General features: G+C 69.2%; 22 protein-coding genes. 3 read left to right on the top strand and 19 right to left on the bottom strand.

Features of this window, described 5'->3' with window-relative positions:
• Positions 1-92: 92 nt before the first annotated feature.
• From ACHZD8_RS15020 to ACHZD8_RS15005, 4 genes are all read right to left on the bottom strand, one after another.
• Positions 93-383 carry an antibiotic biosynthesis monooxygenase family protein gene (locus tag ACHZD8_RS15020; protein ID WP_394771233.1) on the bottom strand — a complete coding sequence of 97 codons (291 nt, stop codon included), beginning with the start codon at positions 381-383 and terminating at the stop codon, positions 93-95.
• Positions 384-495: 112 nt separating this feature from the next.
• Positions 496-1,476 carry a PfkB family carbohydrate kinase gene (locus ACHZD8_RS15015; protein ID WP_394771232.1) on the bottom strand — a complete coding sequence of 327 codons (981 nt, stop codon included), beginning with the start codon at positions 1,474-1,476 and terminating at the stop codon, positions 496-498.
• Positions 1,477-1,547: 71 nt separating this feature from the next.
• Positions 1,548-3,077 carry an Asp-tRNA(Asn)/Glu-tRNA(Gln) amidotransferase subunit GatB gene (gatB, locus tag ACHZD8_RS15010; protein WP_394771231.1) on the bottom strand — a complete coding sequence of 510 codons (1,530 nt, stop codon included), beginning with the start codon at positions 3,075-3,077 and terminating at the stop codon, positions 1,548-1,550.
• Positions 3,070-4,041 carry an EamA family transporter gene (locus ACHZD8_RS15005; RefSeq protein WP_394771230.1) on the bottom strand — a complete coding sequence of 324 codons (972 nt, stop codon included), beginning with the start codon at positions 4,039-4,041 and terminating at the stop codon, positions 3,070-3,072. Before ACHZD8_RS15005 ends, gatB begins: the two co-directional genes overlap by 8 nt.
• A gap of 74 nt (positions 4,042-4,115) precedes the next feature.
• Between ACHZD8_RS15005 and ACHZD8_RS15000 the strand changes: the two genes are divergently transcribed.
• On the top strand, positions 4,116-4,667 hold the full coding sequence (locus ACHZD8_RS15000) for a CGNR zinc finger domain-containing protein (RefSeq protein WP_394771229.1): 552 nt from the start codon (positions 4,116-4,118) through the stop codon (positions 4,665-4,667).
• A 3-nt stretch (positions 4,668-4,670) separates the two neighbouring features.
• On the opposite strand, the gene gatA is transcribed toward ACHZD8_RS15000, so the two are convergent.
• From gatA to ACHZD8_RS14955, 9 genes are all read right to left on the bottom strand, one after another.
• A complete protein-coding gene (gene gatA, locus ACHZD8_RS14995) occupies positions 4,671-6,182 on the bottom strand; it encodes an Asp-tRNA(Asn)/Glu-tRNA(Gln) amidotransferase subunit GatA (protein WP_394771228.1) in 1,512 nt (503 codons plus the stop codon).
• Complete coding sequence (gene gatC / locus ACHZD8_RS14990) at positions 6,182-6,475, bottom strand: Asp-tRNA(Asn)/Glu-tRNA(Gln) amidotransferase subunit GatC (protein WP_147783776.1); 294 nt, start codon at positions 6,473-6,475, stop codon at positions 6,182-6,184. Before gatC ends, gatA begins: the two co-directional genes overlap by 1 nt.
• A 137-nt stretch (positions 6,476-6,612) precedes the next feature.
• Positions 6,613-8,355 (bottom strand): alkaline phosphatase family protein, encoded by a 1,743-nt coding sequence (locus ACHZD8_RS14985; protein WP_394771227.1) that lies wholly within the window; start codon positions 8,353-8,355, stop codon positions 6,613-6,615.
• Between the two features lie 4 nt (positions 8,356-8,359).
• On the bottom strand, positions 8,360-9,676 hold the full coding sequence (locus ACHZD8_RS14980) for an alpha/beta hydrolase (RefSeq protein ID WP_394771226.1): 1,317 nt from the start codon (positions 9,674-9,676) through the stop codon (positions 8,360-8,362).
• Positions 9,677-9,955: 279 nt separating this feature from the next.
• Positions 9,956-12,211 carry an NAD-dependent DNA ligase LigA gene (gene ligA / locus ACHZD8_RS14975; RefSeq protein ID WP_394771225.1) on the bottom strand — a complete coding sequence of 752 codons (2,256 nt, stop codon included), beginning with the start codon at positions 12,209-12,211 and terminating at the stop codon, positions 9,956-9,958.
• A gap of 68 nt (positions 12,212-12,279) precedes the next feature.
• The gene (gene mnmA, locus ACHZD8_RS14970; protein WP_394771224.1) at positions 12,280-13,389 is read right to left on the bottom strand and encodes a tRNA 2-thiouridine(34) synthase MnmA; all 1,110 of its coding nucleotides are present in this window, start codon (positions 13,387-13,389) and stop codon (positions 12,280-12,282) included.
• Positions 13,390-13,649: 260 nt separating this feature from the next.
• Complete coding sequence (locus ACHZD8_RS14965; protein WP_394771223.1) at positions 13,650-14,249, bottom strand: DinB family protein; 600 nt, start codon at positions 14,247-14,249, stop codon at positions 13,650-13,652.
• Positions 14,250-14,290: 41 nt separating this feature from the next.
• A complete protein-coding gene (locus ACHZD8_RS14960) occupies positions 14,291-14,839 on the bottom strand; it encodes a hypothetical protein (protein ID WP_394771222.1) in 549 nt (182 codons plus the stop codon).
• Positions 14,832-15,998 (bottom strand): cysteine desulfurase family protein, encoded by a 1,167-nt coding sequence (locus ACHZD8_RS14955; RefSeq protein WP_394771221.1) that lies wholly within the window; start codon positions 15,996-15,998, stop codon positions 14,832-14,834. Before ACHZD8_RS14955 ends, ACHZD8_RS14960 begins: the two co-directional genes overlap by 8 nt.
• 76 nt (positions 15,999-16,074) lie before the next feature.
• On the opposite strand from ACHZD8_RS14955, the gene glgX reads away from it, so the two are divergent.
• Both glgX and ybaK read left to right on the top strand, forming a co-directional pair.
• The gene (gene glgX, locus ACHZD8_RS14950) at positions 16,075-18,150 is read left to right on the top strand and encodes a glycogen debranching protein GlgX (RefSeq protein WP_394771235.1); all 2,076 of its coding nucleotides are present in this window, start codon (positions 16,075-16,077) and stop codon (positions 18,148-18,150) included.
• A 163-nt stretch (positions 18,151-18,313) separates the two neighbouring features.
• Positions 18,314-18,787, top strand: a complete 474-nt coding sequence (gene ybaK / locus ACHZD8_RS14945) for a Cys-tRNA(Pro) deacylase (protein ID WP_394771220.1) — start codon at positions 18,314-18,316, stop codon at positions 18,785-18,787.
• Here ybaK and ACHZD8_RS14940 read toward each other — a convergent pair.
• The 6 genes from ACHZD8_RS14940 to glgP form a co-directional block, all read right to left on the bottom strand.
• Positions 18,774-19,553: a signal peptidase I gene (locus tag ACHZD8_RS14940; protein ID WP_394771219.1), complete on the bottom strand. Its 780-nt coding sequence runs from the start codon at positions 19,551-19,553 to the stop codon at positions 18,774-18,776. The two genes, ybaK and ACHZD8_RS14940, sit on opposite strands and share 14 nt — an antisense overlap.
• Entirely contained in the window at positions 19,550-20,278 is a 729-nt protein-coding gene (locus tag ACHZD8_RS14935; RefSeq protein ID WP_394771218.1) for a hypothetical protein, read from the bottom strand. The genes ACHZD8_RS14940 and ACHZD8_RS14935 overlap by 4 nt, the downstream gene beginning before the upstream one ends.
• Entirely contained in the window at positions 20,275-21,168 is an 894-nt protein-coding gene (locus ACHZD8_RS14930; RefSeq protein WP_394771217.1) for a hypothetical protein, read from the bottom strand. Before ACHZD8_RS14930 ends, ACHZD8_RS14935 begins: the two co-directional genes overlap by 4 nt.
• Positions 21,165-21,725, bottom strand: coding sequence for a hypothetical protein (locus ACHZD8_RS14925; RefSeq protein WP_394771216.1), 561 nt, complete (start codon positions 21,723-21,725; stop codon positions 21,165-21,167). The genes ACHZD8_RS14930 and ACHZD8_RS14925 overlap by 4 nt, the downstream gene beginning before the upstream one ends.
• A 140-nt stretch (positions 21,726-21,865) precedes the next feature.
• Complete coding sequence (locus tag ACHZD8_RS14920) at positions 21,866-22,471, bottom strand: alternate-type signal peptide domain-containing protein (protein WP_394771215.1); 606 nt, start codon at positions 22,469-22,471, stop codon at positions 21,866-21,868.
• A 544-nt stretch (positions 22,472-23,015) separates the two neighbouring features.
• Positions 23,016-25,574: an alpha-glucan family phosphorylase gene (gene glgP, locus ACHZD8_RS14915; protein ID WP_394771234.1), complete on the bottom strand. Its 2,559-nt coding sequence runs from the start codon at positions 25,572-25,574 to the stop codon at positions 23,016-23,018.
• Positions 25,575-25,583 lie beyond the last annotated feature (9 nt).

Raw genomic sequence — 25,583 nt, 5'->3', positions numbered from 1 at the left:
CTCCAACGCCGGTGGCGCCACTTTTGCCCACTCGCGGTGCAGTGGAGACGAGAGCGAAGTCGGATGCGGCGGTTCCAACCTCGGGTGCCCCGCTACGCGATGAAGCTGAAGTGCTCCACCACCGGAAACTGCTGGTACGAGTCGTGCAGCAGGGCGCTCCACTCTCGGAACGCCGGCGAGATCGTGAATCCGGCCCCTCGCATCCGGGAGTTCTCCCACTGCACGATGAGCAGGTGCGTCCTCGGTGTCTCGACGCCGCGCGACAGGGTGAGGCCGAGAAATCCCGGGCTCGACTCGATGAGTTTTCGGGCCGCGGCGAAGGCCCGCTCGAAGTCGGCCTCCTCCCCCGGTCCAACCGGTATCAGGGCGTGTTCGACGATCATGGGAGCCTCCGGGTGCGGTTCGGGTAACGCGCTTCAAGGACTTGAGCGAACGCTACTCCTGTGGCGTCTCCGGCGCGAGGGCCAGTCGCCCCGCCTGCGCGGCCCCGGAGCGCTAGGGCTGGTCGGCCACCGGCTCCGGGCCGGTCTCCGGCTCGGTCTCCAGGCCGGTATCGGGCTCCGGCTCCGGCTCGGCCAGGGCCTCGAGCGCGGCCTCCACCTCGGCGAGGGTCGGCAGGTCGGCACCCGCGCGAGACACGGTGATGCCGGCGGCGGCGGCCGCCCGCCGGCCCATCCCGAGCAGTTCGGCCTCGGACACGACGGCCGGGTCGATGTCGAGGAGGGAGTAGACCAGCGACGCCATGTAGGTGTCCCCCGCGCCGATGGTGTCGACCACCGTCACCGCGGCGGACGGCACCTCGACTCGCAGTTCCCGGGTCGCGAGGATTGATCCGTCGCCCCCGAGAGTCACGATCGCCAGGCGGGGACCCAGCGCGAGCACCTGGGGCAGCACCTCGTCGACCGTGAGGTGCGGGTAGAGCCACGCGGCATCCTCGTCGCTCAGCTTCACCACACTCGCGAGGGACGCCATCGCCTCGAAGCGGCCGATGGTGTCGTCCCGGCTGCCGATGATGCTCGGGCGGATGTTGGGGTCGTAGGTGACGATGGTGCCGGCCTCGGCGGCCTTAAGCAGGGATCGTACCGTGTCCGCCCCCGGCGCGAGGAAACTCGCGATGGAGCCGGTGTGGAGCACCCGCGCCGGCGGCGTCGAGGCAGCGGCGGGGAGGCTCCAGTCGAGATCGAACACGTAGCTCGCCGCGCCGGTCGCCCCGATGGTCGCGGCGGCGGTCGACGTGCGCGCGGCGGACTGGGAACCGGGAGCGAGCCGCACGCCCGCGAGGTGCTCGGCGATGAGGCGGCCGCGCTCGTCGTCGCCGAGATGGGTGAGGAAGGTCGTGTCCACACCGAGCAACCCGAGCCCGTAGGCGACGTTGGCCGGGCTGCCGCCCGGCAGCTCGGTGGTCGCGTCGGGGGTGCGCACGATGTCGATGAGCGCCTCCCCGATAACACAAACGGCACGGGGCATCTCAGTCATGCTTCGACCCTATTGGGTGCGAGGGCCTATTGGGTGCGGAGGCGCAATGGCGCACCACGGAGATGCGCTGCCTACTGCTGGGCCCGCTCGAGCACGAGCTCGCGCACGCGGGCGGCATCCGCCGTGCCCTTCATCGCCTTCATGACCGCACCGATCACGGCGCCGGCGGCCTGCACCTTGCCGTCGCGGATCTTCTCGAGCACGTCGGGCTGCGCGGCGAGGGCCTCGTCGATGGCGGCGATGAGCGCTCCGTCGTCGGAGACCACGGCGAGTCCGCGTGAGGCCACGACCTCGCTCGGCGAACCCTCGCCCGCCACGACCCCCTCGAGCACCTGGCGCGCGAGACGGTCGGTGAGCTCCCCGGCCTCGATCAGCCCGATGAGCTCGCTCACGTGGATCGAGGACACGAGGGAGGACGCATCCACCGAGGCGGCGTTCGCGAGCCGGGCGATCTCGCCCGTCCACCACTTCCTCGCCTGGGCCGGCGAGGCGCCCGCGGCAGTCGTCTCCTCGATCTCGACCAGGAGGCCGGAGTTCACCACGTCCTGGAACTCCAACTCGGTGAAGCCCCAGGCCTCCCTGAGCCGACGGCGGCGGATGGCCGGCGCCTCCGGCAGGGCGGCGCGCAGGCTCTCGATCAGCTCGAGGGACGGCTCAACCGGCAGCAGGTCGGGTTCCGGGAAGTAGCGGTAGTCGTCCGCGTCGCTCTTGGGGCGACCGGCCGACGTGACGCCGGTGTCCTCGTGCCAGTGCCGGGTCTCCTGGATGATCGTGCCGCCCGCATCCAGAATGGCGGCCTGCCGCTGGATCTCGTAGCGGATGGAGCGCTCGACGCTGCGCAGGCTGTTGACGTTCTTGGTCTCGGTGCGGGTTCCGAGCGGCGGCGGGTCGCCCGCGGCCAGGGCCTCGGCCACCGACTTGCGGGAGCGCAGCGAGATGTTGGCGTCGCAGCGCAGGTTTCCGCGCTCCATCTTCGCGTCGCTGATTCCCAGCGACCGCACGATGTCGCGGATCGTCGAGACATAGGCCTTGGCCAGCTCGGGGGCGTCGCGATCCGCCCCGTAGATGATGTTGGTGACGATCTCCACCAGGGGCACGCCCGCGCGGTTGTAGTCCACGAGCGAGTACTCGGCGCCCTGGATCCGGCCGGTCGAACCGCCGACGTGCGTGAGCTTGCCGGCGTCCTCCTCCATGTGGGCGCGCTCGATCGAGATCTGGAACAGCCGGCCATCCGAGAGCTCCACCTCGACGTTGCCGTCGTAGGCGATCGGCTCGTCGTACTGGCTGATCTGGTAGTTCTTGGCCAGGTCGGGGTAGAAGTAGTTCTTGCGCGCGAAGCGGCTGGACGGGCGGATGCTGCAGCCGAGAGCGAGGCCGAGGCTGATGCTGTGGTGGATGGCCTTCTCGTTGACCACCGGCAGGGTACCGGGAAGGCCGAGGTCCACCGGCGTCACGTTGGTGTTCGGCTCGCCGCCGAAGAAGTTCGGAGCATCCGAGAACATCTTGGTGCGGGTGTTGAGCTCCACGTGCACCTCGAAGCCGAGCACCGGCTCGAACAACTCGAGAGCCCTGTCATAGTCCATCAGTTCAGCTTTAGCCACCAGATGATTCTACGGGGAGTGCCCCCAGCCTGTTTGGCACGGCGGCCTCGAGCGGCTGCACCGACTTCTCCGATCGCACGAAGGCGATGCCCGCGAGGATGAGCACGCCGCCCGCCAGCTGCAGCACCGTCAGGTTCTCGCCCAACAGCAGCCAGGCATAGAGGGCGGCCGCGACCACCTCGAGCAGACCCGCGAACGAGGCGAGCCGGGAACCCAGCATGCCGCTCGCGGTGATGCTCGCGGCGTAGGCGAGCGCGGTGCCGATGATGCCGACGATGAGCAGCGGCACCCACCAGGGGGTTGCCGTGCCGAGCATGCGCACGGTGCCGAACGTCACGGCGAACGGCACGATGCCGATGAGGCCGGCGAGCCCGAGCACGAGTCCCCCGAAGACGAGACCGGATGCCGCGAGGGCGACGGGAGGCAGCCCGTCGTTCGGGCGGGCGGCGACCACGTAGTACACGGCGCAGCCGACCGCGGCGAGGGCGGCGAAGAGAAGCCCGACGACCGCGAGCGAACCCCCGCCGCCCGGCGACACCACGAGCACGAGCCCGACCAGCGCCACGACGGAGCCGATGAGCACGACCAGTTTCGGCATCCGGCGGCTGGTCGCCCAGATGAAGGCGACGAGCAGCAGGGGCGCCAGGTATTCGATCAGGATCGCCGTGCCCACCGGGATGCTCTCGAGGGCCGCGAAGTACACCAGCTGGGTGCCCGCGACGCCCACGAGCGCCATCGCGAGAACGCGCCACCGCGCTCTCCAGAGCGCCGACCACCGACCGCGGAGCGCCACGAGGGCGAACGGCAGGAGCAGCGCTCCGCCGAGGAGCGCGCGGAGCGTCACCGCCGACGCCGGGCTCCAGCCCGCCTCGAGGAGCGGCTTGACGAAGGCGCCGGAGACGCCGAACGCCGCCGCCGCAATGACCGCGATGACCAGCCCGAGGCTCGTCGACGACTGCTTCACCCGCATCCTCCTGTGTCATGGTCTACATTGTTGTATGCCCCTGACATTACGACCACGAGAGGTCACCGGTCAATTTGCATTTAGCCCCTGACACCGAGGAGACCCTGAAGTTCGCCGTCGCGCTGGCAAACACCGACCCCGCGGCGTCCAGGAGCGGGTCGGACGAGATCGGCACTGTCGAGCAGCTCGCCGGATTCCTCACCGACTGGGCGTACTCCGGGCGGATCGACCACGATGAGGCCGAGCTGCGCGACGTGCGTCAGACCAGGGACCTGATTCGACGGTTGTGGGACCTCGACGTTGACGATGCCGTGCACGCGGTCAATGCCATGCTCGCCGAGGCCCGGGCCCTTCCGCAGCTCGCGCGGCACGACGGATCCCCGTGGCACCTGCACGCGACGGAGCCGAACGCGCCGCTCGCCCAGCGCATCCGCGTCGAGGTCGCACTCGCGTTCGTCGACGTGATCCGCTCGGGCCTGATGGACCGGCTGAGGCGATGCGCCGCCGACGACTGCACAGGCGTGCTCGTCGACCTCTCCCGCAACGGCTCGAAGCGCTTCTGCAGCGTGCGCTGCGGCAACCGGGTGAACATGATCGCGTTCCGGGAACGCGCCGCCGAGGCCTAGTCGCTAGCGCGTCGCGAGCTCCGGCACCTGGCTGATGAGGGTGCGCCCCCACGTGTCCTCCAGGAGCGCCTCGATCGCGGCACCCACCGAGTACAGGCGAACGTCCTGCCGGGCCGGAGCCATGATCTGCAGCCCCGTCGGAAGGCCGTCCTCCGGGGCCAGCCCCATGGGAAGCCCCATGCCCGGGATGCCCGCGAGGTTGGCCGGAATCGTCGTCACGTCGTTGAGGTACATGGCGAGCGGATCCTCGAGCTTCTCACCGAGCCTGAACGCGGTGGTTGGCGCGGCCGGGCTCACGAGCACGTCGGCCTTGTCGAACGCGCTCGCGAAATCGCGCTGGATGAGCGTGCGCACCTTCTGCGCGCTGCCGTAGTAGGCGTCGTAGTAGCCAGCGCTGAGGGCGTAGGTGCCGAGGATGATGCGGCGCTTCACCTCGGGACCGAAACCGGCCTCGCGGGTCGCGGCCATCACATCCTCCACCGTTCCTCCGCCGACCGGGTTCACCCGGAGTCCGAAGCGCACCGAGTCGAACTTGGCGAGGTTGCTGGAGGCCTCCGCCGGGAGAATCAGGTAGTAGGCGGCGACGGCGTACTCGAAGTTGGGCGCTGACACCTCCACGATCTCGGCGCCGTTCGCGGCGAGCAGTTCGAGGGTCTCGTGGAATCGCTGGCTCACACCGGCCTGGAAGCCGGGGGCGTCGAGTTCCTTGACGACTCCGACGCGCACTCCCTCGAGGGACCGTCCCCGGGCGCCGGCGCGGGCCGCGTCGGCGAAGCTGGGCCATTCGTCCCGGAGGGAGGTGGAATCGCGGGGGTCGTGCCCGCCGATCACGTCGTGCAGAAGCGCGGCGTCGAGAACCGTCCTGGTCACCGGCCCCACCTGGTCGAGCGAGCTCGCGAGGGCGATCGCACCGTAGCGGCTCACGCCGCCGTAGGTGGGCTTGACGCCGACGCTTCCGGTGACGGCCGCGGGCTGGCGGATGGAGCCTCCCGTGTCCGAGCCCAGCGCGAGCGGTGCCTCGAACGCGGCGACCGCCGCCGCGGAGCCTCCGCCTGAGCCGCCGGGGATCCGGTCGAGGTCCCACGGGTTGTGGGTCGGGCCGTATGCCGAGTGCTCGGTGGAGGAACCCATGGCGAATTCGTCCATGTTCGTCTTGCCGAGCGGCACGAGGTTTGCCTCGCGCAGCTTGCGCACGACGGTCGCGTCATAGGGCGGAATCCACCCCTGGAGGATCTTCGAGCCGGCGGTCGACGGCATATCGAGAGTGCACAGCACGTCTTTGATCGCGATCGGCACCCCGGCGAGCGGGCCGAGGTCCTCGCCGATGCGGCGCAACACGTCGACGCCCTCCGCGGTGTCGATGGCGTCCTTGGAGATGTGCAGGAAGGCGTGGATGTCGCCGTCGACCGCGGCGATGCGATCGAGGTGGGCCCGCGTCACCTCGACGCTGGAGATCTCGCGGGACTGCAGCTTCTCGCTGAGCTCGGAGGCGGAGAGCCTGGTCAGGTCGGTCATTACTGCTCCTCGCCCAAAATCGCGGACACCTTGAATCGGCTTCCGTCGTGCTCGGGGGCGCCGCTCAGCGCCTCCTCGGCCGAGAGGGTGTCGCCGATCACGTCCGGGCGGAACACGTTCACAAGCGGAATCGGGTGACTCGTGGCCGGCACGTCGGCCGTGGCGACCTCCTGGACCTTGTTGATCGCATCGAGGATCACGCCCAGCTCGCCCGTGAGCTTCTCGATCTCCTCGGGAGTCAGGGCGATCCTGGACAGGTTGGCGAGGTGCGCCACGACGTCGTTCGTGATCATTTCGTGGACCTCAAGACAGCTTCAGACATTCGGCTCCGTGCACGTGTGAGCGCATTCCAGCGCGGCGGGGATGACGCTCCAGTCTATTCCGGGCGCGGGGAGGCGATCGCCCGGCCGGCGCCTCGACGCCGACGTCCCTAGTCCGCGATGCCGAACAGCCCCTTGCCGTGCTTCACCAGCACGTCGTAGGCGTCGCCGTAGGTGGCGGGCACCGGGGCGCCCGGCTCGTACCTGGCCAGGAGGAGTCCGAGGAGCCCTGAGGCCGGAGGGCTCAGCGGCCGGAGGCGGTGCTCGAGGTGCGGTGCGAGTCCCGCCTCGGGATTTGCGGGCACGTACGCGGGCACCGTCTGCGGCCAGAGGGCCGGCTGCCGAGGCGTGCCCAGGGTGATCGCGGTGAAGATGTCCGCGGCGGTGTCATCCCGGCGGGTGAGGGGGTCGAGCCCGTGAAGGCGGACGAGGGTGCTGATGACCGCCCCGTGGTGGGTCTCGGCGTTGACGATCGTGCCGGCCCTCGTGTACGCCGACACGACGATCGTCGGCACCCGGCAGCCGAGCCGGTCGAACGCGAATCCCATCTCGCCGGGCGGATCGCCGGCGAGCGGGGCGACCGCCCTGGGCGGCGGCACGTGGTCGAAGGTGCCGCCATGCTCGTCGAAGGTGACCACGAGCGTGGTGTTGATGGCGTTTGAGCCCGGCACCGAGCGACCGTTCCTGATGGAGGTGTAGACCTGCGAGAGCAGCACCTCCCCCGCCCGAACGTCGGAGAGGGCGCTGTCGTAGACCGGCTGCCCGTCGACCTCGCTCCCCCGCAGTCGCCCGACCGGAGGGTGCATGTCGTTGTGGTTGAAGATCATCCGAGGCTCGATGAAGGCGTAGGCCGGGAGCGTGCCGTTCTTCGCGTCCGCGTGGAACTGGGCCATGCCGCGAAAGTGGGTCTTCCAGTACTTCTCGAGCACCGTCGCGTGCAGCATGCCGGTGAGCGACACCAGCTGGTCCTCGTCGTAGTACACCCGCCAGGAGACACCCGCCTCCTCCAGCCGGTTGAAGACCGTCGGTGCCGGCGGGGCGGCGAGCCACTTGCCGATGCCGTCGCCCTCCCGGTTGGTGACGAAGCCGTGCGAGGTGCTCGCGTGGAAGAACGACCGGTTGCAGAAGGTCTGGGACGGCACGGCCGCGAACCACGAGTCGTAGACGACGAACTCTCGGGCCAGGGTCGAGAACACGGGGAGCATCTCCGGCGAGAACCCGCCCATCGCCACCCGGTACTCGTCGGGAGTGGGCTCCCGCCCCGTCTCGGCCCTGAAGTTGACGATGTAGTCGCGCACGAAGCCGCTCATCGTCGGATTCGAGGCGTCTCGCGGGGCGTTGAAGGGCGCGGAGACGCCGTTCGTCGCGAGGTCGGCATTCGATGGCGGGTCGACACTATCGAACAGCTGCGTGTTCACGTGCGGATAGAACTCGCCGGGGTCGGGATTGGGCTGGCCCATCACGTGGTCCGTGCCGCCGGTGTAGACGTGGGCCTCGACGACCGTGCCGTCGGGCGCGGTGTTGGTGTGCGCCGCCCCCGCCAGTCCCGCAAAGCGCTGGCCGGGCGCGAGATCGCCATCGCCGTAGAGCCAGCCGAGGAGGTTGTCGAACGAACGGTTCTCGAACATGATCACGACCAGGTGGTCGAAGCCGGGCTCCGCCCGGGCGGGGAGCGGCTCGAATTCCTGGTCGTTCCCCGGGGCGGGGATCCTGGCGCCGATCACCCCGCCGGCGACCCCGCCCACGACGAGACCGGAGGCCGCCGCGATGCCCGTGGCACGAAGGAACGAGCGACGCGACGGCCGGGAATCCTCGGGGGTGACCGCGGCCGGGTCATCGTGCTCACCGACCACTGCGCTACCGGGCGCTCGCGATCGTGCGACTCGCATCCGCCAGTGTGCCGTCGGTGACCAGCGAACTCTCATCGATGCCGATCAGGGCGAGGTTGCGCATCGCCTCGGTGCCGGGGTCGAAGTAGCCGAGATGGCCGACTGCCGCCGCGAGAGGCTTGCGGGTGATCACGTCGACCCCGCCCGCCACGCTCATCTTCTTGGCCCCGAACGACGGCGAACCCGGGTCGCTCCCGTAGAACGCGGTGTTCACCACCGGATCCCACGCGGCCTCGCCCACGAAGACGTTGTCGTTGCGCACGGAGAGTTTCGCCGCCGACTGCGTGGCGCTTCCCGGCGAACCCACGATGGCGAGGGCGTCGACGGACACGCCGCCCTTGGCGAGCTCGATCATCGCCGCGGTCGAGCCGTAGGAGTGGGTGACGAGGGTGACGAACGGCTCCGAACCCTCGCGCACCGTCTGGATGCCGAGCAGAGCGTTGCCGAGCAGCCTGGCGCCCTCGTTGGCCCGGTCGAGGGAGCCGATGTCCAGGGCGCCGGGCGTGGTGTAGCCGATCCACGACACCGTGGCGGTGGTCTTGCCGACCATGGTCTTATCGGTCTTCGCGAGGCGTGCGATCCAGGCGTTCTGCTCGGTGTTGAGATCCTGGGCGATCGCGGTCCAGTCGTACATCTGCCCCTGAACGGTGAAGAACATCCCGGGCACAAGGTAGCTCACGTAGTCCGCGGTCTCGAGATCGCCCACCACCACGGCGGCCCGCGCCTCGCCGCGGGGATCGAACGTGATCAGCTGGCGGGCAGGCTCTCCCGCCGTGCGCTTCAGCGTGCGCTGCACCTGCGTGAGGATGTCGAGGTGATGCCGGTCGGCGACGAGCGTGGCGCGGCCGGCGCCGGCGGCGATCGAGGCCTTGAGCTTCGAGATCGACTGGTGAAGGTAGCGCCGGTTCGCGGCATCCCGCACCTCGAACGGCACCCCGTCGAGGTTGCCCACGATCTGGGGGGCCGACCGGGCGAGGGCCCTCTGAGCGGACGTCGACAGCCCGGCCCACAGGGCGGAGTTCGAGCGGGCCGACGGCGGGTTGGCGAGCAGCTGGCTCACCTTGGACGGGTTCGCGCCGACGAACCGCGAGATGTCAGAGCTGGGAAGGAGGGCGAGCTGGTCGAGCAGCGCCGCCCCGCCGAGCTTGGGGAGAAGGGACGGATCCACCGCGCTCGGCAGAACGGTGACACCGCCCTGCTGCGCCGGGGTGAGGTAGGGACCGATCGCCGACGAGATTCCCGTCGGGTCTTGGACGGACGGATCGGCGGTGGAAATCTGGGACACCAGGTGATTCATTTCGTGCGCGACGAAAGCCTCTGCGACACCGTTCAGGGTACCCGAGTTGAGAATAGCTGTGACGTCAAACAGCAAAAGTGGTGAATCCAATCGTTGTTCCGGCGCCGAAAGCTCACCGAGGGCAACGCAAATATCCGATTACCCCCATAGTAGGGGTCGATGTGCCGCATAGCCTAGGGTCGACCAGTCGTCAACCCCAGTGTGTCAGGCTCGTGGGCTCAAACACCAGAACTTCTGAAATATTCTCGATTGGATGGGCGGCCCGAGTCAGGGCTCGAGCCCGGCCGGCCCGAACTCGATTAGTCGCGCGAATTGGCCGGCATCGATGATGCGCACGCCCAGTTCCTCCGCCTTGGTGAGCTTCGATCCGGCGCCGGGGCCGGCGGCGACGAAGTCGGTCTTCTTCGACACGCTCGACGCCGCCTTGCCGCCCGCGGCGATGATCGCCTCGAGTGCGCCCTCGCGACTGAAGCCCTCGAGCGAACCGGTCGCCACGACGGTCAGGCCCTCGAGCGGACCGCCGGCGGCGACCGCGGAGCCCGGTCCCGGGTGGCCGGGAATCGCGAACTGCACCCCGGCATCCGCCCACCGGTCGATGATCTCGAGGTGCCAGTCCACCTGGAACCAATCGATGACCGCATCGGCGATGATGCCGCCGACGCCGTCGACGGACGCGAGCTCGTCGCGGTCCGCCGCACGGATCGCCTCGATCGAACCGAAGTAGGCGGCCAGTGCCCGGGCCGCGACCGGGCCGACGTGCCGGATGCTCAGGGCGACGAGGATGCGCCAGAGGTCCTTGGTCTTCGCCAGTTCGAGCTGCTCGAGGAGCTTGGTGGCCGCGGTGGACGGCACGAATTCCTCGTCCCCCGCGAAGGGCCCGGCCGGATCGAATGCCGGATCGGGGCTCTTGCCGCTCTTCCTGCGCTTGCGTCGATACGGGGTCTCGACCCGGGCGGTGCCGTCGTCGTTGAGCTTGACGAGTCCGGTCTCGCCGTCGCGCACCCGCACCCGGATCGGAAAGAGGTCCTCGAGGGTGAGCGCGAACAGCCCGGCCTCGGTGACGAGCGGCGGTTCGGCGGGAAAGTCGGGTTGGGTGAGGGCCGCCGCCCCGACCTCGCCGAGGCCCTCGACGTCGAGCGCCCCCCGACTGCCGACGTGTTCCACGCGTCCACGCACCTGCGCCGGGCAGCTCCTGGCGTTCGGGCAGCGGAGGTCGATGTCGCCCTCCTTCGCCGGCGCGAGCTCGGTGCCGCACTCCGGGCAGTGGCTGGGCATCACGAACTCGCGTTCGGTACCGTCGCGCAGTTCGACCACGGGGCCGAGCACCTCGGGAATCACTTCCCCGGCCTTGCGCAGCACGACCGTGTCGCCGATCAGCACGCCCTTGGCCTTCACCACGTCCTGGTTGTGCAGGGTGGCCTGGCGCACGACAGACCCGGCCACGCGAACGGGTTGCATGACGGCGAACGGCGTCACCCGCCCGGTGCGGCCGACGCTCACGACGATGTCGAGCAGCTTCGTGTTCACCTGTTCCGGCGGGTACTTGTAGGCGATCGCCCAGCGCGGTGCGCGACTCGTGGCACCGAGCTCGTCGTGCAGGGCAAGCTCGTCGACCTTGACGACGATGCCATCGATCTCGTGCTCCACGCTGTCGCGATGCTGCCCGTAGTACTCGATGAACTCCGCGGCATCCGTCGCCGTGCTGGTGACGCGGTAGTGGGTGCTCGTCGGCAGCCCCCACGTCTTCAGCAGCTCGTAGGTCTCGGACTGCGACGCCACCGGGGGGTTCGCCCACGCGCCGATGCCGTGCACGAGCATGCTCAGTCGGGTGAGGCGCTTGACCATGAGTTCGAGCCGCGCGGGAGACTTGTTCTCGGCGACCTGGCGCAGGGATCCGGAGGCCGCGTTCCGCGGGTTGGCGAAGATGCGCTCGCCCGCCTCGGCCTGTTCGGCGTTGAGCGTGCGGAAGGTCTCCACCTCGAAGAAGACCTCGCCGCGCACCTCGACGAGGGGTGGATGCCCCGCTCCGGAGAGACGGGCCGGGATGCTGGGGACGTAGGCGATGTTCTGCGTCACGTCCTCGCCGACGACGCCGTCGCCCCGGGTCGCCGCGCTCACCAGGGTGCCGTTCTCGTAGCGGAGGTTGATGGCGAGACCGTCGATCTTGAGCTCACACAGGTAGTCGACTCGGCGCGCGGAGTCGCGCTCGACCTTCGCGGCCCAGGACTCGAACTCCTCGATCGAGAAGACGTTGTCGAGGCTCAGCATGGGCTCGGCGTGCCGCACGGGGTCGAACAACGTGGTCTCGGCACGGCCGCCCACAGTCTGGGTGGGCGAGTCCTGGCTCTGCAGCTCGGGGAAGAGCCGCTCGAGCTCCTGCAGGCGGCGCAGCATGTGGTCGTACTCGTCGTCGCTGACGAGCACCTCGTCGCGCTCGTAGTACGCGTCGCGCAGTTCGAGGATGCGGGTGGTGAGCGCGGCGGCCTCGGCGCCCGCCTGCTGGAGTTCGTCGTCGTTCGGCACGGCTTCAGCTTAGGCAGAACCACCGACGTCGCCAGCCTCCGGCCACTTTTCGTAGGGCAGGAGAGTCGTCAGGCTACGGGGAGCGGAACCGCGGAGACCGTGCGGTCGATCGTGCACTGGCCCAGCACGCGCGTGCCGAGGTACACCACCGCGGTCTGGCCGGCCGAGACGCCGTTGAGCGGCACGTTCGGCGTGATCACGAGGGCGCCATCCCGAACCACGGCGACGGCGGCCACCGGGTCGGCGTGCGCGCGGATCTGCACGTGGCAGTCGAACGGGGTGTGCGGATCGGTTGGCGGCAGTCCGGCCCAGCTGAAGCGGTCGCCCGAGATCTCCGCGAGGTCGAGCGCCTCCTTGGGCCCGACGACGACCTCGTTGGTGGCCGGCTTCACCTCGAGCACGAAGCGGGGGCGGCCGTCCGGCGAGGGCACACCGAGGTGCAGTCCCTTGCGCTGGCCGATGGTGAAGGCGAGCGCTCCGTCGTGGCTGCCCACGATGGAGCCGTCCCGCTCGCGGATCACGCCCTCCTGGGCGCCGACCCGATCGGCGAGCCAGCCGCGGGTGTCGCCATCCGGGATGAAGCAGATGTCGTGCGAGTCCGGCTTCGTGGCGACGCTGAAGCCGCGTTCGGCCGCCTCGGCGCGCACCTCCGCCTTGCTCGGCGTCGCACCGAGCGGGAACATGCTGTGGGCGAGCTGCTCGGCGGTGAGCACCCCGAGCACATAGGACTGGTCCTTGGCCCAGGCCGACGCGCGATGCAGCTCGCGGTTGCCATTCTCGTCGGTGAGGATCGTGGCGTAGTGGCCGGTGGCCACGGCGTCGAAGCCCAGGTCGAGCGCCTTCTCGAGCAGGGCGGCGAACTTGATCCGCTCGTTGCAGCGCATGCACGGGTTCGGCGTGCGGCCGGCCGAGTACTCGGCGATGAAGTCGTCGACCACGTCGAGCTTGAAGCGCTCCGAGAAGTCCCACACGTAGTACGGGATGCCGATGATGTTGGCGGCTCGCTGCGCGTCCATCGAGTCCTCGACGGTGCAGCATCCGCGGCTTCCCGTGCGCAGCGTGCCGGGCATCCTGCTGAGCGCCAGATGCACTCCGACGACCTCGTGGCCGGCCTCGACCGCGCGCGCAGCGGCCACGGCCGAATCGACCCCGCCGCTCATTGCCGCCAAAACCTTCATGGCTTCGAGTCTAGGCGCCGGCCCAGGCGGGGATGCCGGTGAGCGTCTTCTCGACGGTGCCGATGCGCGTGTCAGCAGAGTGAGGCAATGTCATGACTGATGCCGGCCCTCGACGCCCTCGCGTCGTTCGCCGCCGGGTTCGCCCAGTCCGTGGTCGGCGCGGTCGGCGGTGGCTATGGCGACCCGGGCCGACTGCGGGAGCGCGCGCCGCGGCGTTCTGGCCGCGCCAGGCGCCGGAGTCACCGCCGAGGGAGTCGCCGCTAGGCGGAACCCCCGGCCTCTGTGGCCGCCGCTTCGATCGCCGCGGCCTCGAGCCTCGACCGGTACTCCGCCCACTCCGCCGCCGGACGGCGGGGCAGGTTGGGATCGGCCGGGCCGTTGCCCGCCGCCCCGTCCAGGAGCTCCCGGAGGATGTCCGCGTGCCCGGCGTGACGGGCGATCTCCACGCAGAGGTGCACCAGGATCTGATGCAGCGTCACGTCGCGGCGTTCCTCGGGCCACCACGGCACTCTCCCGGGCGCGTCGAGCGGCAGCAGCTCGATGGTCGCGTCGCTGTGCTCCCCCGAGTAGCGGTAGAAGTCGACGATGTCGTCGCGCGACTCGTCGACCGCCGCCCACATGTCGGCGTCCATCGGGGCGTCATCGGCCATCCACGCCGGCTGCCGCTCGGCGGGTCGGTCGAACACCAGGCCGAAGTAGCCGAGCTGCACACTGCCCACGTGTTTGATCAGGCCGAGGAGATTCGTGCCGGTGGGCGTCAGCGGCCGCCTGGCGTCGTATTCGCCCAGCCCGTCGATCTTGGCGAGCAGATTCTCGCGCTGGGCCCGCAGGTATTTGTGCAGTGTCGCCTTCTCATCCATCCCCCGACCCTGCACCACGCCGACGACATCCGGCGCGCCCGCTACGGCAGGTCGGGACTCGCGAGCTGTACCACGACCACGGACTGCCCGGCCGTCGACGGGTCGCCGCTCACCACGGCGAACCACGACTCGCCAGCGAGCGTGCCGCTCGAGAGGGTCACGAGGTGCACACCGCCGGTGTCCTTGCTCGACAGCTGCATCCACCCGGCGGCCTTGAGCTTCGTCACGATCGAGCCGGCGGTGGCCACCGGGTCGAGCGACGGCGAGAGGGTGATGGCCCGCAGCACGCCGAAGTAGCTCGGCGCCTTGGCGGTGGCGGCGACGAGCTGGTCGTGCTTGTCCACGTAGACGATGGATGCCGTGGGCACCGTGGCCTCGATCGCATCGCCGATCCTGCTGGACTCCTTTGCGGCGCTCGTCGCGTCGAAGGGGTCGGGGAACACCGGCCGCAGCGGCGAGGCGGCGACGGTCGACGAAGACGGGGACGGGGACGGGGAGCCGGATGGCGGGGCCGCCGTCGGCGTGCATCCGGCGAGCGCGATCGCCACGCCCACCGCCGCGGCGAGCGCGAGTGCTCTGCGTTCAGGCACCGACTCGCACCTGCCGGTCGGCGAATCCCGCCCGGCCGGCCCGGCCGACGGCCTCGGGGAGTGCGGCGAGGAAGGCGTCGACATCGTCGATGGTCGTGGTGTGGCCCACCGTGATGCGCAGGGCGCCCCGGGCCTCCCCCTCGCTGAGGCCCAGCGCGAGGAGCACGTGCGACGGCTCGGGGATTCCGGCGCGGCACGCCGAGCCGGTGGAGACCGCGACGCCCGCGGCATCCAGCAGAAAGAGCAGGGAGTCCCCCTCGCAGCCCGGAAAGGTGATGTGGGCGTTGTTGTCGAGGCGATCGGTCGGGTCGCCGCGCAGCACGGCCGAGGGAACCGCCGCCAGCACTCCGGCGATGACGCGGTCCCGGAGCGGGGCGAGCGACGGAGCCGGATGCTGCGCCGCGACCCCGAACGCGATGGCCGCCGGCGCGTCCTGCGTGCCCGAGCGCACGTCACGCTGCTGGCCGCCCCCGTGGATGAGCGGCACGATGGTCTCCCGCCTGGCCAGCACGAGCGCCCCGATGCCCAGCGGGCCGCCGATCTTGTGGGCGGAGACGGACAGGGCGGCGAGGCCGGTGGAGGCGAAATCGATGGGAAGGTGGCGGTACGCCGAGATCGCGTCGGCGTGCACGGGCACGCCGTGCGCGGTGGCGAGCGCCACCGCCTCCGCCACCGGCTGGATCGTGCCGACCTCGTTATTCGCCCAGAGGAGCGTGAGCAGGGCGATGTCGTCATGCTGCTCGAGCGCGGCGGCGAGGGCATCGAGGCAGAGGCGCCCGTTCGCGTCGAGCGGCAGCCACTCGACCACAGCACCCTCGTAGCGCTCGAGCCACTCGACCGTGTCAATCGTGGCGTGGTGTTCGCCGCGCGGAACCAGGATGCGTCGCAGCCCGGGCGACGACTCCCGCCTGGCCCACCAGAGTCCCTTCACCGCGAGGTTCACCGATTCGGTTCCTCCCGAGGTGAAGACGATCTCGATCGGGTCGCAGCCCAGGGATTCGGCGACCCGTTCGCGCGCCTCCTCCAGCATCCGCTTGGCGTTTTGCCCCTGGCTGTGGATGGATGACGGGTTGCCGACGACACCGAGGGCCGCGGTGTACGCCGCGATAGCCTCGGGAAGCATGGGGGTCGTCGCCGCGTGATCCAGGTAGACCGTCACATTCGCTCCTTACACGTCCGTAACAAGTGTGACTCACGGGTTCATTACTCTAGGACTCGTGCCTGTGATTGATCCGATGCCCGTGAACGTTCCCGAGGCCACGCTCGACCCGACTCCCGCCGCCGATCCGCTGCGCGACCTGGGAGTGCGCTCCACCCCGGAGGGTGGGGAGATACGCGTCTGGTCGGCGAACGCGACCTCGATCGAGCTCGCCCTGGTCAGCGACAAGGACCCGAACTGGGCATCGGAGACCATCCGGCTCACCAGGGACGATCACGACGTCTGGTCTGGGGCCTCCCCCAACCTGGTGGCCGGCACGCGGTACTCGCTGCGGGCGGCTGGGCCGAAGGGACCGATGCACGCGTTCGATCCGTCGCTGCACCTCATCGACCCGTACGCCAGGGGGCTGGCCAGGACCCCGAACGGCGAATGGCGCTGCTACGTGCAGGACGACGCCTTCAATTGGGCCGGCAGCACCAAGCCGGCGATTCCGCTCGACCACACCGTGCTCTACGAGGCGCATGCGCGGGGCCTCTCCAAGCTCAACCCGGCCGTGCCGGAGGAACTGCGCGGCACATACGCGGGTCTCGCCCACGAGACGGCCATCAGCTACCTCAAGGATCTCGGGGTGACGTCGGTGCAGCTGCTGCCGGTGCAGCAGTTCGTGAGCGAACAGCGGCTGATCAAGCAGGGCCTCACCAACTACTGGGGCTACAACACCCTCAACTTCTTCACCCCGCACGCGGCGTACGCGAGCCGCGAGGCCCAGTTCGGCGGCACCGGCGCGGTGCTCCGGGAGTTCAAGGGCATGGTGAAGCTGCTGCACGAGGCCGGCCTCGAGGTGATTCTCGATGTCGTCTACAACCACACCTCGGAGGAGGGGCGCGGCGGCCCGACAACCTCCCTGCGCGGCCTCGACAATGCCTCGTACTACCGCCAGGATGCCCGGGGCAAGTACATCGACGTCACCGGGTGCGGCAACACCGTGAACTTCGCCCTGCCGGCGGCGCAGCGCCTCGTGCTGGACAGCCTGCGGTACTGGGCCAACGAGGTGCAGATCGACGGCTTCCGGTTCGACCTCGCCGCCACGCTGGGGCGCGACTCCGACGTCAACTTCGACCGGAATCATCCGCTGCTCGAGGCGATCGTCACCGACCCGCAACTCGCCGGGGTGAAGATGATCGCCGAGCCCTGGGACGTGGGGATGGGCGGCTGGCAGGTGGGCAACTTCCCGGACGGCTGGTCAGAATGGAACGACGACTACCGCGACCGTGCGCGCAACTTCTGGCTCTCCGACATCGCCGCCGCCCGGGCCGACGGCAGCGCGCCGATCGGCATCGGCCAGCTCGCGTCCAAGCTCTCCGGATCCGCCGGCGTGTTCTCACAGGAACGCGGCCCGCTCGCGTCGGTGAACTTCGTCACCGCGCACGACGGGTTCACCCTCGCCGACCTCACCGCATACAACCAGAAGCACAACCTCGGCAACGGCGAGAACAACCGCGACGGTACGGACAACAACCACTCGTTCAACTATGGGGTGGAGGGGCCGTCCCACGACGCCGTCATCCTCGCCGCGCGGGAGAAGGCGATCCGCAACCTGCTCGGCACGCTCCTGCTCTCGGCGGGCCTGCCCATGATCACGGCGGGCGACGAGTTCGGCAGGAGCCAGCGGGGCAACAACAACGCATACTGCCACGACAGCGAACTCACCTGGCTGCCGTGGGAGCACGAGGACTGGCAGGACGAGCTGCTTCTGGTGTCGCAGAAGCTCCTGCGATTGCGCCGCGAGAACCCGGCGCTGAGGCCGGTGCGGTTCGGCATCTTCGGCGAGACGGTGCCATCCGCCACCCAGATGGACTGGTTCAACAAGGAGGGCGCCTCGATGTCGATCGAGGACTGGGACTCCCCCCAGGAGCGAACCCTGCAATACCTCGCGGCATCCACTCCCGAGTTCGAGGAGTTCAACCGCATCCTTCTGATCGTGCACGGCCTGGAGGCGGAGGAGACCGTCTGCCTGCCGGAGCACGAGGGAGTCACCTCCTACGAACTGCTCTGGAACAGCGCAGACGACTCCGCGGCCAGCGAGGTGCATGAGCCCGGCACGGCGCTCACCCTCGCCCCGGCCTCGATGCAACTCTTCCGGGCGCACTGATGCCTCGCCACCCGGCCGCGACACTCCGCCCCGCGACCGCGACACGCGCGTTTGTTCCCCCTCGTCAGGTTTGTGCTGGCGCGAACGGGCACGTACCTGACCCACGAAAACAATCGCGGCAGAGGGCGGCACGGGCGGCAGCACGGGAGAGCGAGCGCTAGTCGTGGCCGGCACCCCGGCCACCGTCGCGCTCGCGGCCCTCGGCATCCCGTTCACCACCCACGAGTATTCCCACGACCCGGCGGCGGCGTCCTTCGGTCTCGAGGCGGCCGAGGCTCTCGGCGTGCAGCCAGACCGGGTGTTCAAGACCCTCTTGGCCGAGGCCGACGGAGCGCTCGTGGTCGGCATCGTGCCGGTGGTGGGCAAGCTCGACCTCAAGGCGCTGAGCTCGGCGATCGGCGCGAAGAGGGCGGCGATGGCGGATGCCGCGGTCGCGGAACGCAAGACCGGCTACGTGGTGGGCGGCATCAGCCCGATCGGGCAGAAGACCCGCCTCAGGACGGTGCTCGACGAGACCGCGGAGCTCTTCGACACGGTGTTCGTCTCGGGTGGCCGCCGGGGGTTCGAGATCGAGCTCTCCCCCGCAGACCTCGTGGCGGCAACCGGCGCCCTCGTCGCCGCGATCAGTCGCGACTGAACCGGTTGCCCCGGCCGGAGCCGCCGGTGATGAGCAGGTAGGCGGAGACGCCGAGGAGAAGGCCGACGGCGACCGACGCCAGGAACCGCACCGGCGACGGCGCCGGGCGCGTGGTGCGCGTCACGACGGGAATCGGCGCGGCGGGCTCTGCTGGCGCGGCGGGCTCTGTTGGCGCGGCCTGCAAGCGCTTCTTCCTCGACGAAGCCACCACGGAGCTCGCGACCATGTACCCCGCGTAAATGAAAAGCGCGGCGACAACGAGCGGCAGGAGGAGGCTGCGCCCCTGCCCTCCCACCAGGTTGTTGACATATCCGAGCCACGGAATGCTGTACCAGAGGGTCCCCTTGATCTGCACCTTCTGCACGGGGGCGGCGTCGGGCAGATCGTTGTTGTCCCCCTTCGTGATGAAGGTGGTTCGCCCCTTCGAGTCGACCGCTCGCGAAATCACGCGGTGGCTCACCACCGCCGGCTCGCCCGACTTGATCTGATACGTGAGGACATCACCGATCGTGATCTCGTCGATCGGGGTGGGACGGATGATGATCAGGGTGCCCGGGGGAAGTTTCGGTTCCATCGATTGAGTGAGCACGGTGAGGGCCGTGCCCCCCGAGATCGCCGGAACGACGATGACCAGGGCGCCCAATGCGAGAACCATCAGCAGGACGGCTCCGCTGAGCGCGAGGCCGATGTAGTGCCGCAAACCCTTCTCGACCGGCTTCCTGGAGGAATCCGGCTCGCCAGCACGAGCGCCGAGTGATCGCCTCACTCGGCTCGCCGCCGACGACGGGCGGCGAGAAGGGCGAAGAGTCCTAGTCCGGTGAGAAGGCTCGCGATCATGATTGCAGGATAGGGCAGTCCTCCGCCGGTGTAGGCGAGCGACCCGTCTGACGCCGAAACGGCCGGTGCCGTGCCCAGGACCGGGATTCTCGTTCCTCCCGCGGCACAGGGCGAGGCGGCGGTGCCGCCCACGGCGCTGAGGCTCGCGAGGAGGCTCAGAGGAGCCGAACCACCTTGCGCCTCGGTGCCCGCCAGGTCGGCAATGGTGAGAGTGACGACGATCGATATCGACCGTCCGGCGCCGAGGATCTCATCGGGAGTGAGTTGCACGCAAGTGCCGTCGGTGACCGACGGCGGGATTCGGTTCGAGCCAGCCACGGTGGCGGTGAGAGACATCGCCCGGCTGAGCGGACTCATCGGGGCCGGCTCCATCCTGCTGAGCCGCAGTATGGCGGGGGACGACGTCGTGTTGTCGATCCAGAGGGTGCGGCTCATGCTGTCCCCCGGCACGACAGTCCCCTCCCCGGCGAACAGTCCGACGGGAAGCGTCGCCGACCAGTTCACGCCGTCGAGGCTCACGAGTATGTCGCCGCCCGCGGCCCGGGCAGCGCCCGGCCCGGGTGCGATGGCCAGGAACAGCGCGAGCGCCGCGAGCACGACCGGAACGGTGATCGCCTTCCGGAGGAATCGACGCGGGGATGTGGGCACGGTCACGGGCATCGCAACACGCCCTTCACATACACGGTGACCGGAGCGCTTGCGACGCTGGTGCCGTATTCGGCTTCGCGCGCCTGGAGAACCAGGCTGCCCGACGATCCGCTCACGTCGCCGGAGACGAGTTGCACGCTGAGGCCGGTCTGGTACGGCTTGATCACGATGGTGTTGTCGAAGGCATCCACCACTCGGTAGGTGACCGCGCTCGAGATGCTCGTGTTCGGCGGGGCAATCCAACTCAGGGTCACGACGTTGCCACTTCGCAGGCAGGTGGGGGAAACCGGGTTGATCTGGTACACCGATTGGGTGAACGTCGCGTCGGACGCGCTTGCGGACCAGGAGCCGCCCGCGGTCCCTGTGATCGTCAGGGTCGGCGTGACGGACAGCCCCTGCGACGCCGCGATGGTGCTGTTCAGCGAGGTGGACGCGCACAGCGTGTAGGTCGCCCCGGGCGCCGCCGAGAGCGCGCCGGTTGGAAGGGTGGGCGGGGCCGCGATGGTTCCTGTCGTCGCCCCGCTGCCCGCGGTGGTCGAGCAGGTTGCTGCTGTGGTCCAGAGAGTCAGTGTCACCAGCGGTGCGAGGGCGTTGCCCGCGACGCCGCTCACGAAGAGGGAGTAGGTGAGCGGCGCGGTCCCGGTGTTGGCCACGACCATGGTGCGCACGATATTCGGTGATTGAGACGCCGTTCCGGCAAAGGCGTACGTGGTGGAAAGTGAGGGAGCGCCGGCGATGGTGAGCGAGGTGGTGGCCGCTGTCACCGATCCCGTGACCGAGGCCGCCGAGGTCCAGGCGGCCGTGGCCACCCCCGTGCCGGCGAGAACGAGAAAAACGGTGAGTCCTGCCACGAGCGACAACCGGCCGGCACGAGTGAGACTGCCGAACGTTCTCATGGCTGGGTCCCCCCGATGGTGAGAACGAAGGCCGGAGCCGACTGGCCCTGGGCCGCGGTGGGCGCGCCCGAGTCGAGGGTGGTGGAAACGCACACGGTCGCCGAGGCCCCCGTGTTGAGGGTCGACCCGAGAGAGCCGGTGGTCGGTGCGGTCGATACCAGCGACCAGGGGTAGGACGCCAGGCCCGGGCAGTCGGCGACGGTGCCGCCGACCCGGGGATCGACCGTCACCGAGACGGTGAGGCTTCGCGAAAAGGAGGAGGCGATCACGCCGGTGAGCGACTGAACGCTAAGTTGAAGCGGCACGTCACCCGAGTTGGTGACCACAAAGGCGCCGTAGGTCGTGAGACCCGGATAGAGCGGGGTCGACGACATCGTGAGAGGGCTCGAGACCACAAGGGTCGCGGCTCCCGCCTTCACGGTTCCGCCGGCGATGGTCGTGCTTGTGTTCCAGAGGGCGTAGGTGCCACCGGTCGCAATCACGCCGACGAGCAGCGCGACCGTGACTGCGGCGAGCGCCTTGAGGATGAACCGGATCGAGAAGATCCGTTGCATCATTCCGGGGTTCTCACGCATTGTCCTCACCGCCCTTCCTCGACGCCGGGTGAACAGACTGATGGTTCTTCGATGGAGACCGCGGGTGCCCGGCCGACCGGCCGGACACCCGCAGTCGCGGAAGCGGCGTTCGCCGCCGGCCGCTAGGAGTTCTGCGTGAGCGAGACGGCCATTCCGGAGAGATCGACCGAACCGAGCATCGCGGTGTTCTCGGCACCGGCGGCACCGCTGGCGAAGGTGATCGTCGCCGTCACCGTCGCGGTCGTGGTGCCCGCTGCTCCGCTGATCGAGTACGCCGGGGCGGTACCGGTGATGCCCGTACCGGTCATCGCGACGATCGTGTTGGCGCCGAGGAAGCTCGCGAACGCGTTATTGGTGGCTTGCGTCGCGGGGACCGCGGACGTGGTGCCAGCGATCGCGCCAGGGGTGAGCCCCAGCGTCGCGACCAGGTTGGTGCCGACCGCGGTGATCGGAACGGTCGTCGTGTAGATGAGCTTGTCGCCCGGAGCTGCCGCGTAGCTGGCGAGCGTGGTCGAGACGGGTGTCGAGTACGCGGTGGTGCTTCCGGAAACGAGGTGGGCAACGGTCCAGCTGCCGGCGGCCGGGGTTCCGACCACGAGCTTGCCGGAGACGATCGTCCCGCCGCTGATGTTGCTCGACGAGTTCCAGGTAGCGAGGGTTCCCGCGCCGCCGAGAAGAAGAGCGATGCCGACGCCTCCGGCGATTGCCGCCTTGGTGAGCTTGTTCATGATGATTCCTTTCGCGACAGCCGGTGGGCGATGTCGGGTCTGTTGCAGTCCACTGGTCGGAATGCGAGTGTCTGTGTGCTGCCGCGTGCGCGGCCTTTGCCCATCCGTGGGCATGTAGCAGTGAGTCCCCCGGCAGCACCGTGACTCGCTCGTGGTGGCCGCAGCGCCCGGCCGACGTGCTGGGTGAATGGCCGAGCGGAAAGCTTCCCCCTAGATGAACTTTATACGGACAGACGAACTTGTCTATCCTCTATTTGCCCCCAGTGCGAGGCACACCGATATACCGGCTTTGCGCCGGAATCCGCACAATTTGGTAAATTTGCTACGGAATCCGTGGTGCTGGCGGCGCGCAACAACGAATTTCGTATACTTTTGAGACGTCCCGTATCCAAGTGGGGTACAACGGCATCGGAGCGTATCGCCCAGATGACGGGCGCGCGGAGTCGGGGTACAACGAGGGGGACACACGCGGTCCGCCCGGGCGCAGAGCGCGAAAAAGGCCCGCCCCGCGCCTGAGCGCGAGACGGGCCTGAGAGAACGAGCTCTAGTTGGCGACCGTGATCAGTCCGAGTTCCGCCGGGCTCGCGAGCAACGGATGCCGCGGCACCACACGCACGTTGTAGCCGAAGCTTCCCGCCCGCGACAGCACCACGGTGCCGGCGAACTGCACGGGATTGCCGGTGCCCTTCGTCGCGACGAGCTCGACCCGCTCCGGGTTCTCCAGCTGGTCCCCCTCGCGAGCGCGACCGTAGACGACCTCCACGGCCACATCGTCCGGGCTGAGCCCGTCGATGTTGACGTGCGCCCGCACCTGCAGCTCGTCGCCCACCTGCGGCACGGCATCCACTCCCCCGGACTCCACGTGCGACACGGAGATGCGCGGCCAGGCGGCCGTCACCTTCGTCTTCCACTCGGCGAGCGCGCGCGCCGGGGCGAAGGCGTCGGCCGAGATCGTGCGGGCCGCCGCTGCGGCCGGCAGGTACAGTCGCTCCACGTATTCGCGCACCATCCGGTCGGCAGACAACTCCGGCGACAGCGTCTTGAGCGTGTGGCGGATCGCCTCCACCCATCGCACCGGCACTCCCTCGGCGTTGCGGTCGTAGAACCGCGGCGCGATCTGGTGCTCGATGAGGTCGTAGAGCGAGTCCGCCTCCAGCTTGTCCCGCTCCGCGGCGTCCCCGGCCGAATCGGCGCTCGGGATCGCCCAGCCGTTCTCCTGGTCGTAGAACTCGGCCCACCAGCCGTCGAGTATCGACAGGTTGAGCGAGCCGTTGAGCGCCGCCTTCATGCCGGACGTGCCACAGGCCTCCAGCGGACGCAGCGGGTTGTTGAGCCAGACGTCCGTGCCCGGATAGAGCAGCTGCGCCATCCCGATGTCGTAGTTGGGCAGGAACACCATGCGCTTGCGCACATCCGGCTCCTGGGCGAACTCCACGAGCCGCTGGATCAGCCGCTTTCCCTCGTCGTCCGCGGGGTGCGACTTGCCCGCGATCACGATCTGCACCGGGCGCTCCGGGTCGAGCAGGATCGAGCGCAGCCGCTCCGGGTCGTGGAGCATCAGGGTGAGCCGCTTGTAGGTGGGCACGCGCCGCGCGAACCCGATCGTGAGCACCTCCGGGTCCAGCATGTCCGCGACCCACGCCGGATCGCCGACACCGGGGTTCTGCACGCCCCAGGCCTTCGCCACCCGGTGCCTGGCGTCCTTCACGAGCTGGGCCCGCATCCCGTTGCGCACCCTCCACAGGTCGCCGTCGCCGACCGCCGGTGACGACCAGTCGGCGAGAGTCGTGTCAGACGTGCCGAGCCTCTCCTCGGCGAGCGCCACGAGCGAGGGGTCGGTCCAGGTGGGCGCGTGCACGCCGTTCGTCACCGACGTGATGGGCACGTCGACGTTGTCGAAGCCGGGCCAGAGTGCCCCGAACATTCCACGGCTCACCTCGCCGTGCAGCCGGGACACCCCGTTGGCGCGCTGGCCGAGGCGCAGTCCCATCACGGCCATGTTGAACGTGTTGGGCGTACCGCCGTCGTAGTTCTCCGCGCCCAGGGCCAGGACGTCGCCCACGTCGACTCCCGGCAGCAGGTCGGTGGAGAAGTACTGCTCGATGAGGGCGGAGTCGAAGCGGTCGATTCCGGCCGGCACCGGCGTGTGGGTGGTGAAGACCGTTCCGGCCCGCACCACCTGGAGCGCCTCGTTGAACGACAGCCCCTCGCCGATGAGGTCGCTGATGCGCTCGAGACCGAGGAAGCCGGCGTGGCCCTCGTTGGTGTGAAAGAGCTCGGGAACCTCGGTGTCGGTGAGCTCGGAGAGCAGCTTGATGGCGCGCACTCCCCCGATCCCGAGAAGGAGTTCCTGCAGCAGGCGATGTTCGCCGCCGCCGCCGTACAGGCGGTCGGTGACCGAGCGCATCGCGTCGTCGTTCTCCGGGATGTCGGTGTCGAGCAGCAGGAGCGGGATGCGGCCGACGGCCACCTGCCAGATGCGCGCGTACAGGGCGCCGCCGCCGGGGAGGGCGAGCGCGACCTGGGCCGCGGTGCCGTCCGGATGGCGGAGCACCGAGAGTGGCAGGCCGTCCGGGTCGAGTACGGGGTAGGCCTCCTCCTGCCAGCCGTCGGGCGAGATCGACTGGGCGAAGTAGCCAGACCGGTAGAACAGGCCGACCCCGATGATGGGCACTCCGAGGTCGGAGGCGCTCTTGAGGTGATCGCCGGCGAGGATGCCGAGACCCCCGGAGTACTGCGGCAGCGCGGCCGCGATGCCGAATTCCGGCGAGAAGTAGCCGATCGCCTTCGGGGCATCGCTCGAACAGGACTGCTGGTACCAGCGCGGTTCGCCGAGATACCGGTGCAGGTCGTCGCGCAGGGCGTTCGCCCGCGCCACGAATTCGCCGTTCCCCGCGAGCTCGGCCAGCCGGTCCGGTTCGATCTCGCCCAGCAGGGCTATGGGGTCGTGTTCGCTCGACTCCCACATTTCTGGTGAGATAAATTCGAACAGTTCCCGGGTGGGAAGGTGCCAGGACCAACGGAGGTTGGTGGCAAGCTCCTCGAGGGCGCCGAGCGAATCGGGCAGAACGGTGCGGACGGTAAATCGACGGATAGCCTTCACCGTTACACC

Origin of the sequence: Lacisediminihabitans sp., assembly GCF_043726815.1 — a bacterium.
Classification (GTDB): domain Bacteria; phylum Actinomycetota; class Actinomycetes; order Actinomycetales; family Microbacteriaceae; genus Lacisediminihabitans.
This window is presented reverse-complemented; position numbering and strand designations above follow the sequence as displayed.

Excerpts from the sequence above, each read along its gene's own strand:
- ACHZD8_RS14925 (WP_394771216.1), bottom strand. The coding sequence starts at position 21,725 with ATGATGCAACGGATCTTCTCGATCCGGTTCATCCTCAAGGCGCTCGCC.
- ACHZD8_RS15020 (WP_394771233.1), bottom strand. The coding sequence starts at position 383 with ATGATCGTCGAACACGCCCTGATACCGGTTGGACCGGGGGAGGAGGCC.
- ACHZD8_RS14965 (WP_394771223.1), bottom strand. The coding sequence starts at position 14,249 with ATGGATGAGAAGGCGACACTGCACAAATACCTGCGGGCCCAGCGCGAG.
- glgX (WP_394771235.1), top strand. The coding sequence starts at position 16,075 with ATGCCCGTGAACGTTCCCGAGGCCACGCTCGACCCGACTCCCGCCGCC.
- gatC (WP_147783776.1), bottom strand. The coding sequence starts at position 6,475 with ATGATCACGAACGACGTCGTGGCGCACCTCGCCAACCTGTCCAGGATC.
- gatA (WP_394771228.1), bottom strand. The coding sequence starts at position 6,182 with ATGACCGACCTGACCAGGCTCTCCGCCTCCGAGCTCAGCGAGAAGCTG.
- ACHZD8_RS14930 (WP_394771217.1), bottom strand. The coding sequence starts at position 21,168 with ATGAGAACGTTCGGCAGTCTCACTCGTGCCGGCCGGTTGTCGCTCGTG.
- ACHZD8_RS14920 (WP_394771215.1), bottom strand. The coding sequence starts at position 22,471 with ATGAACAAGCTCACCAAGGCGGCAATCGCCGGAGGCGTCGGCATCGCT.
- mnmA (WP_394771224.1), bottom strand. The coding sequence starts at position 13,389 with ATGAAGGTTTTGGCGGCAATGAGCGGCGGGGTCGATTCGGCCGTGGCC.
- ACHZD8_RS15015 (WP_394771232.1), bottom strand. The coding sequence starts at position 1,476 with ATGACTGAGATGCCCCGTGCCGTTTGTGTTATCGGGGAGGCGCTCATC.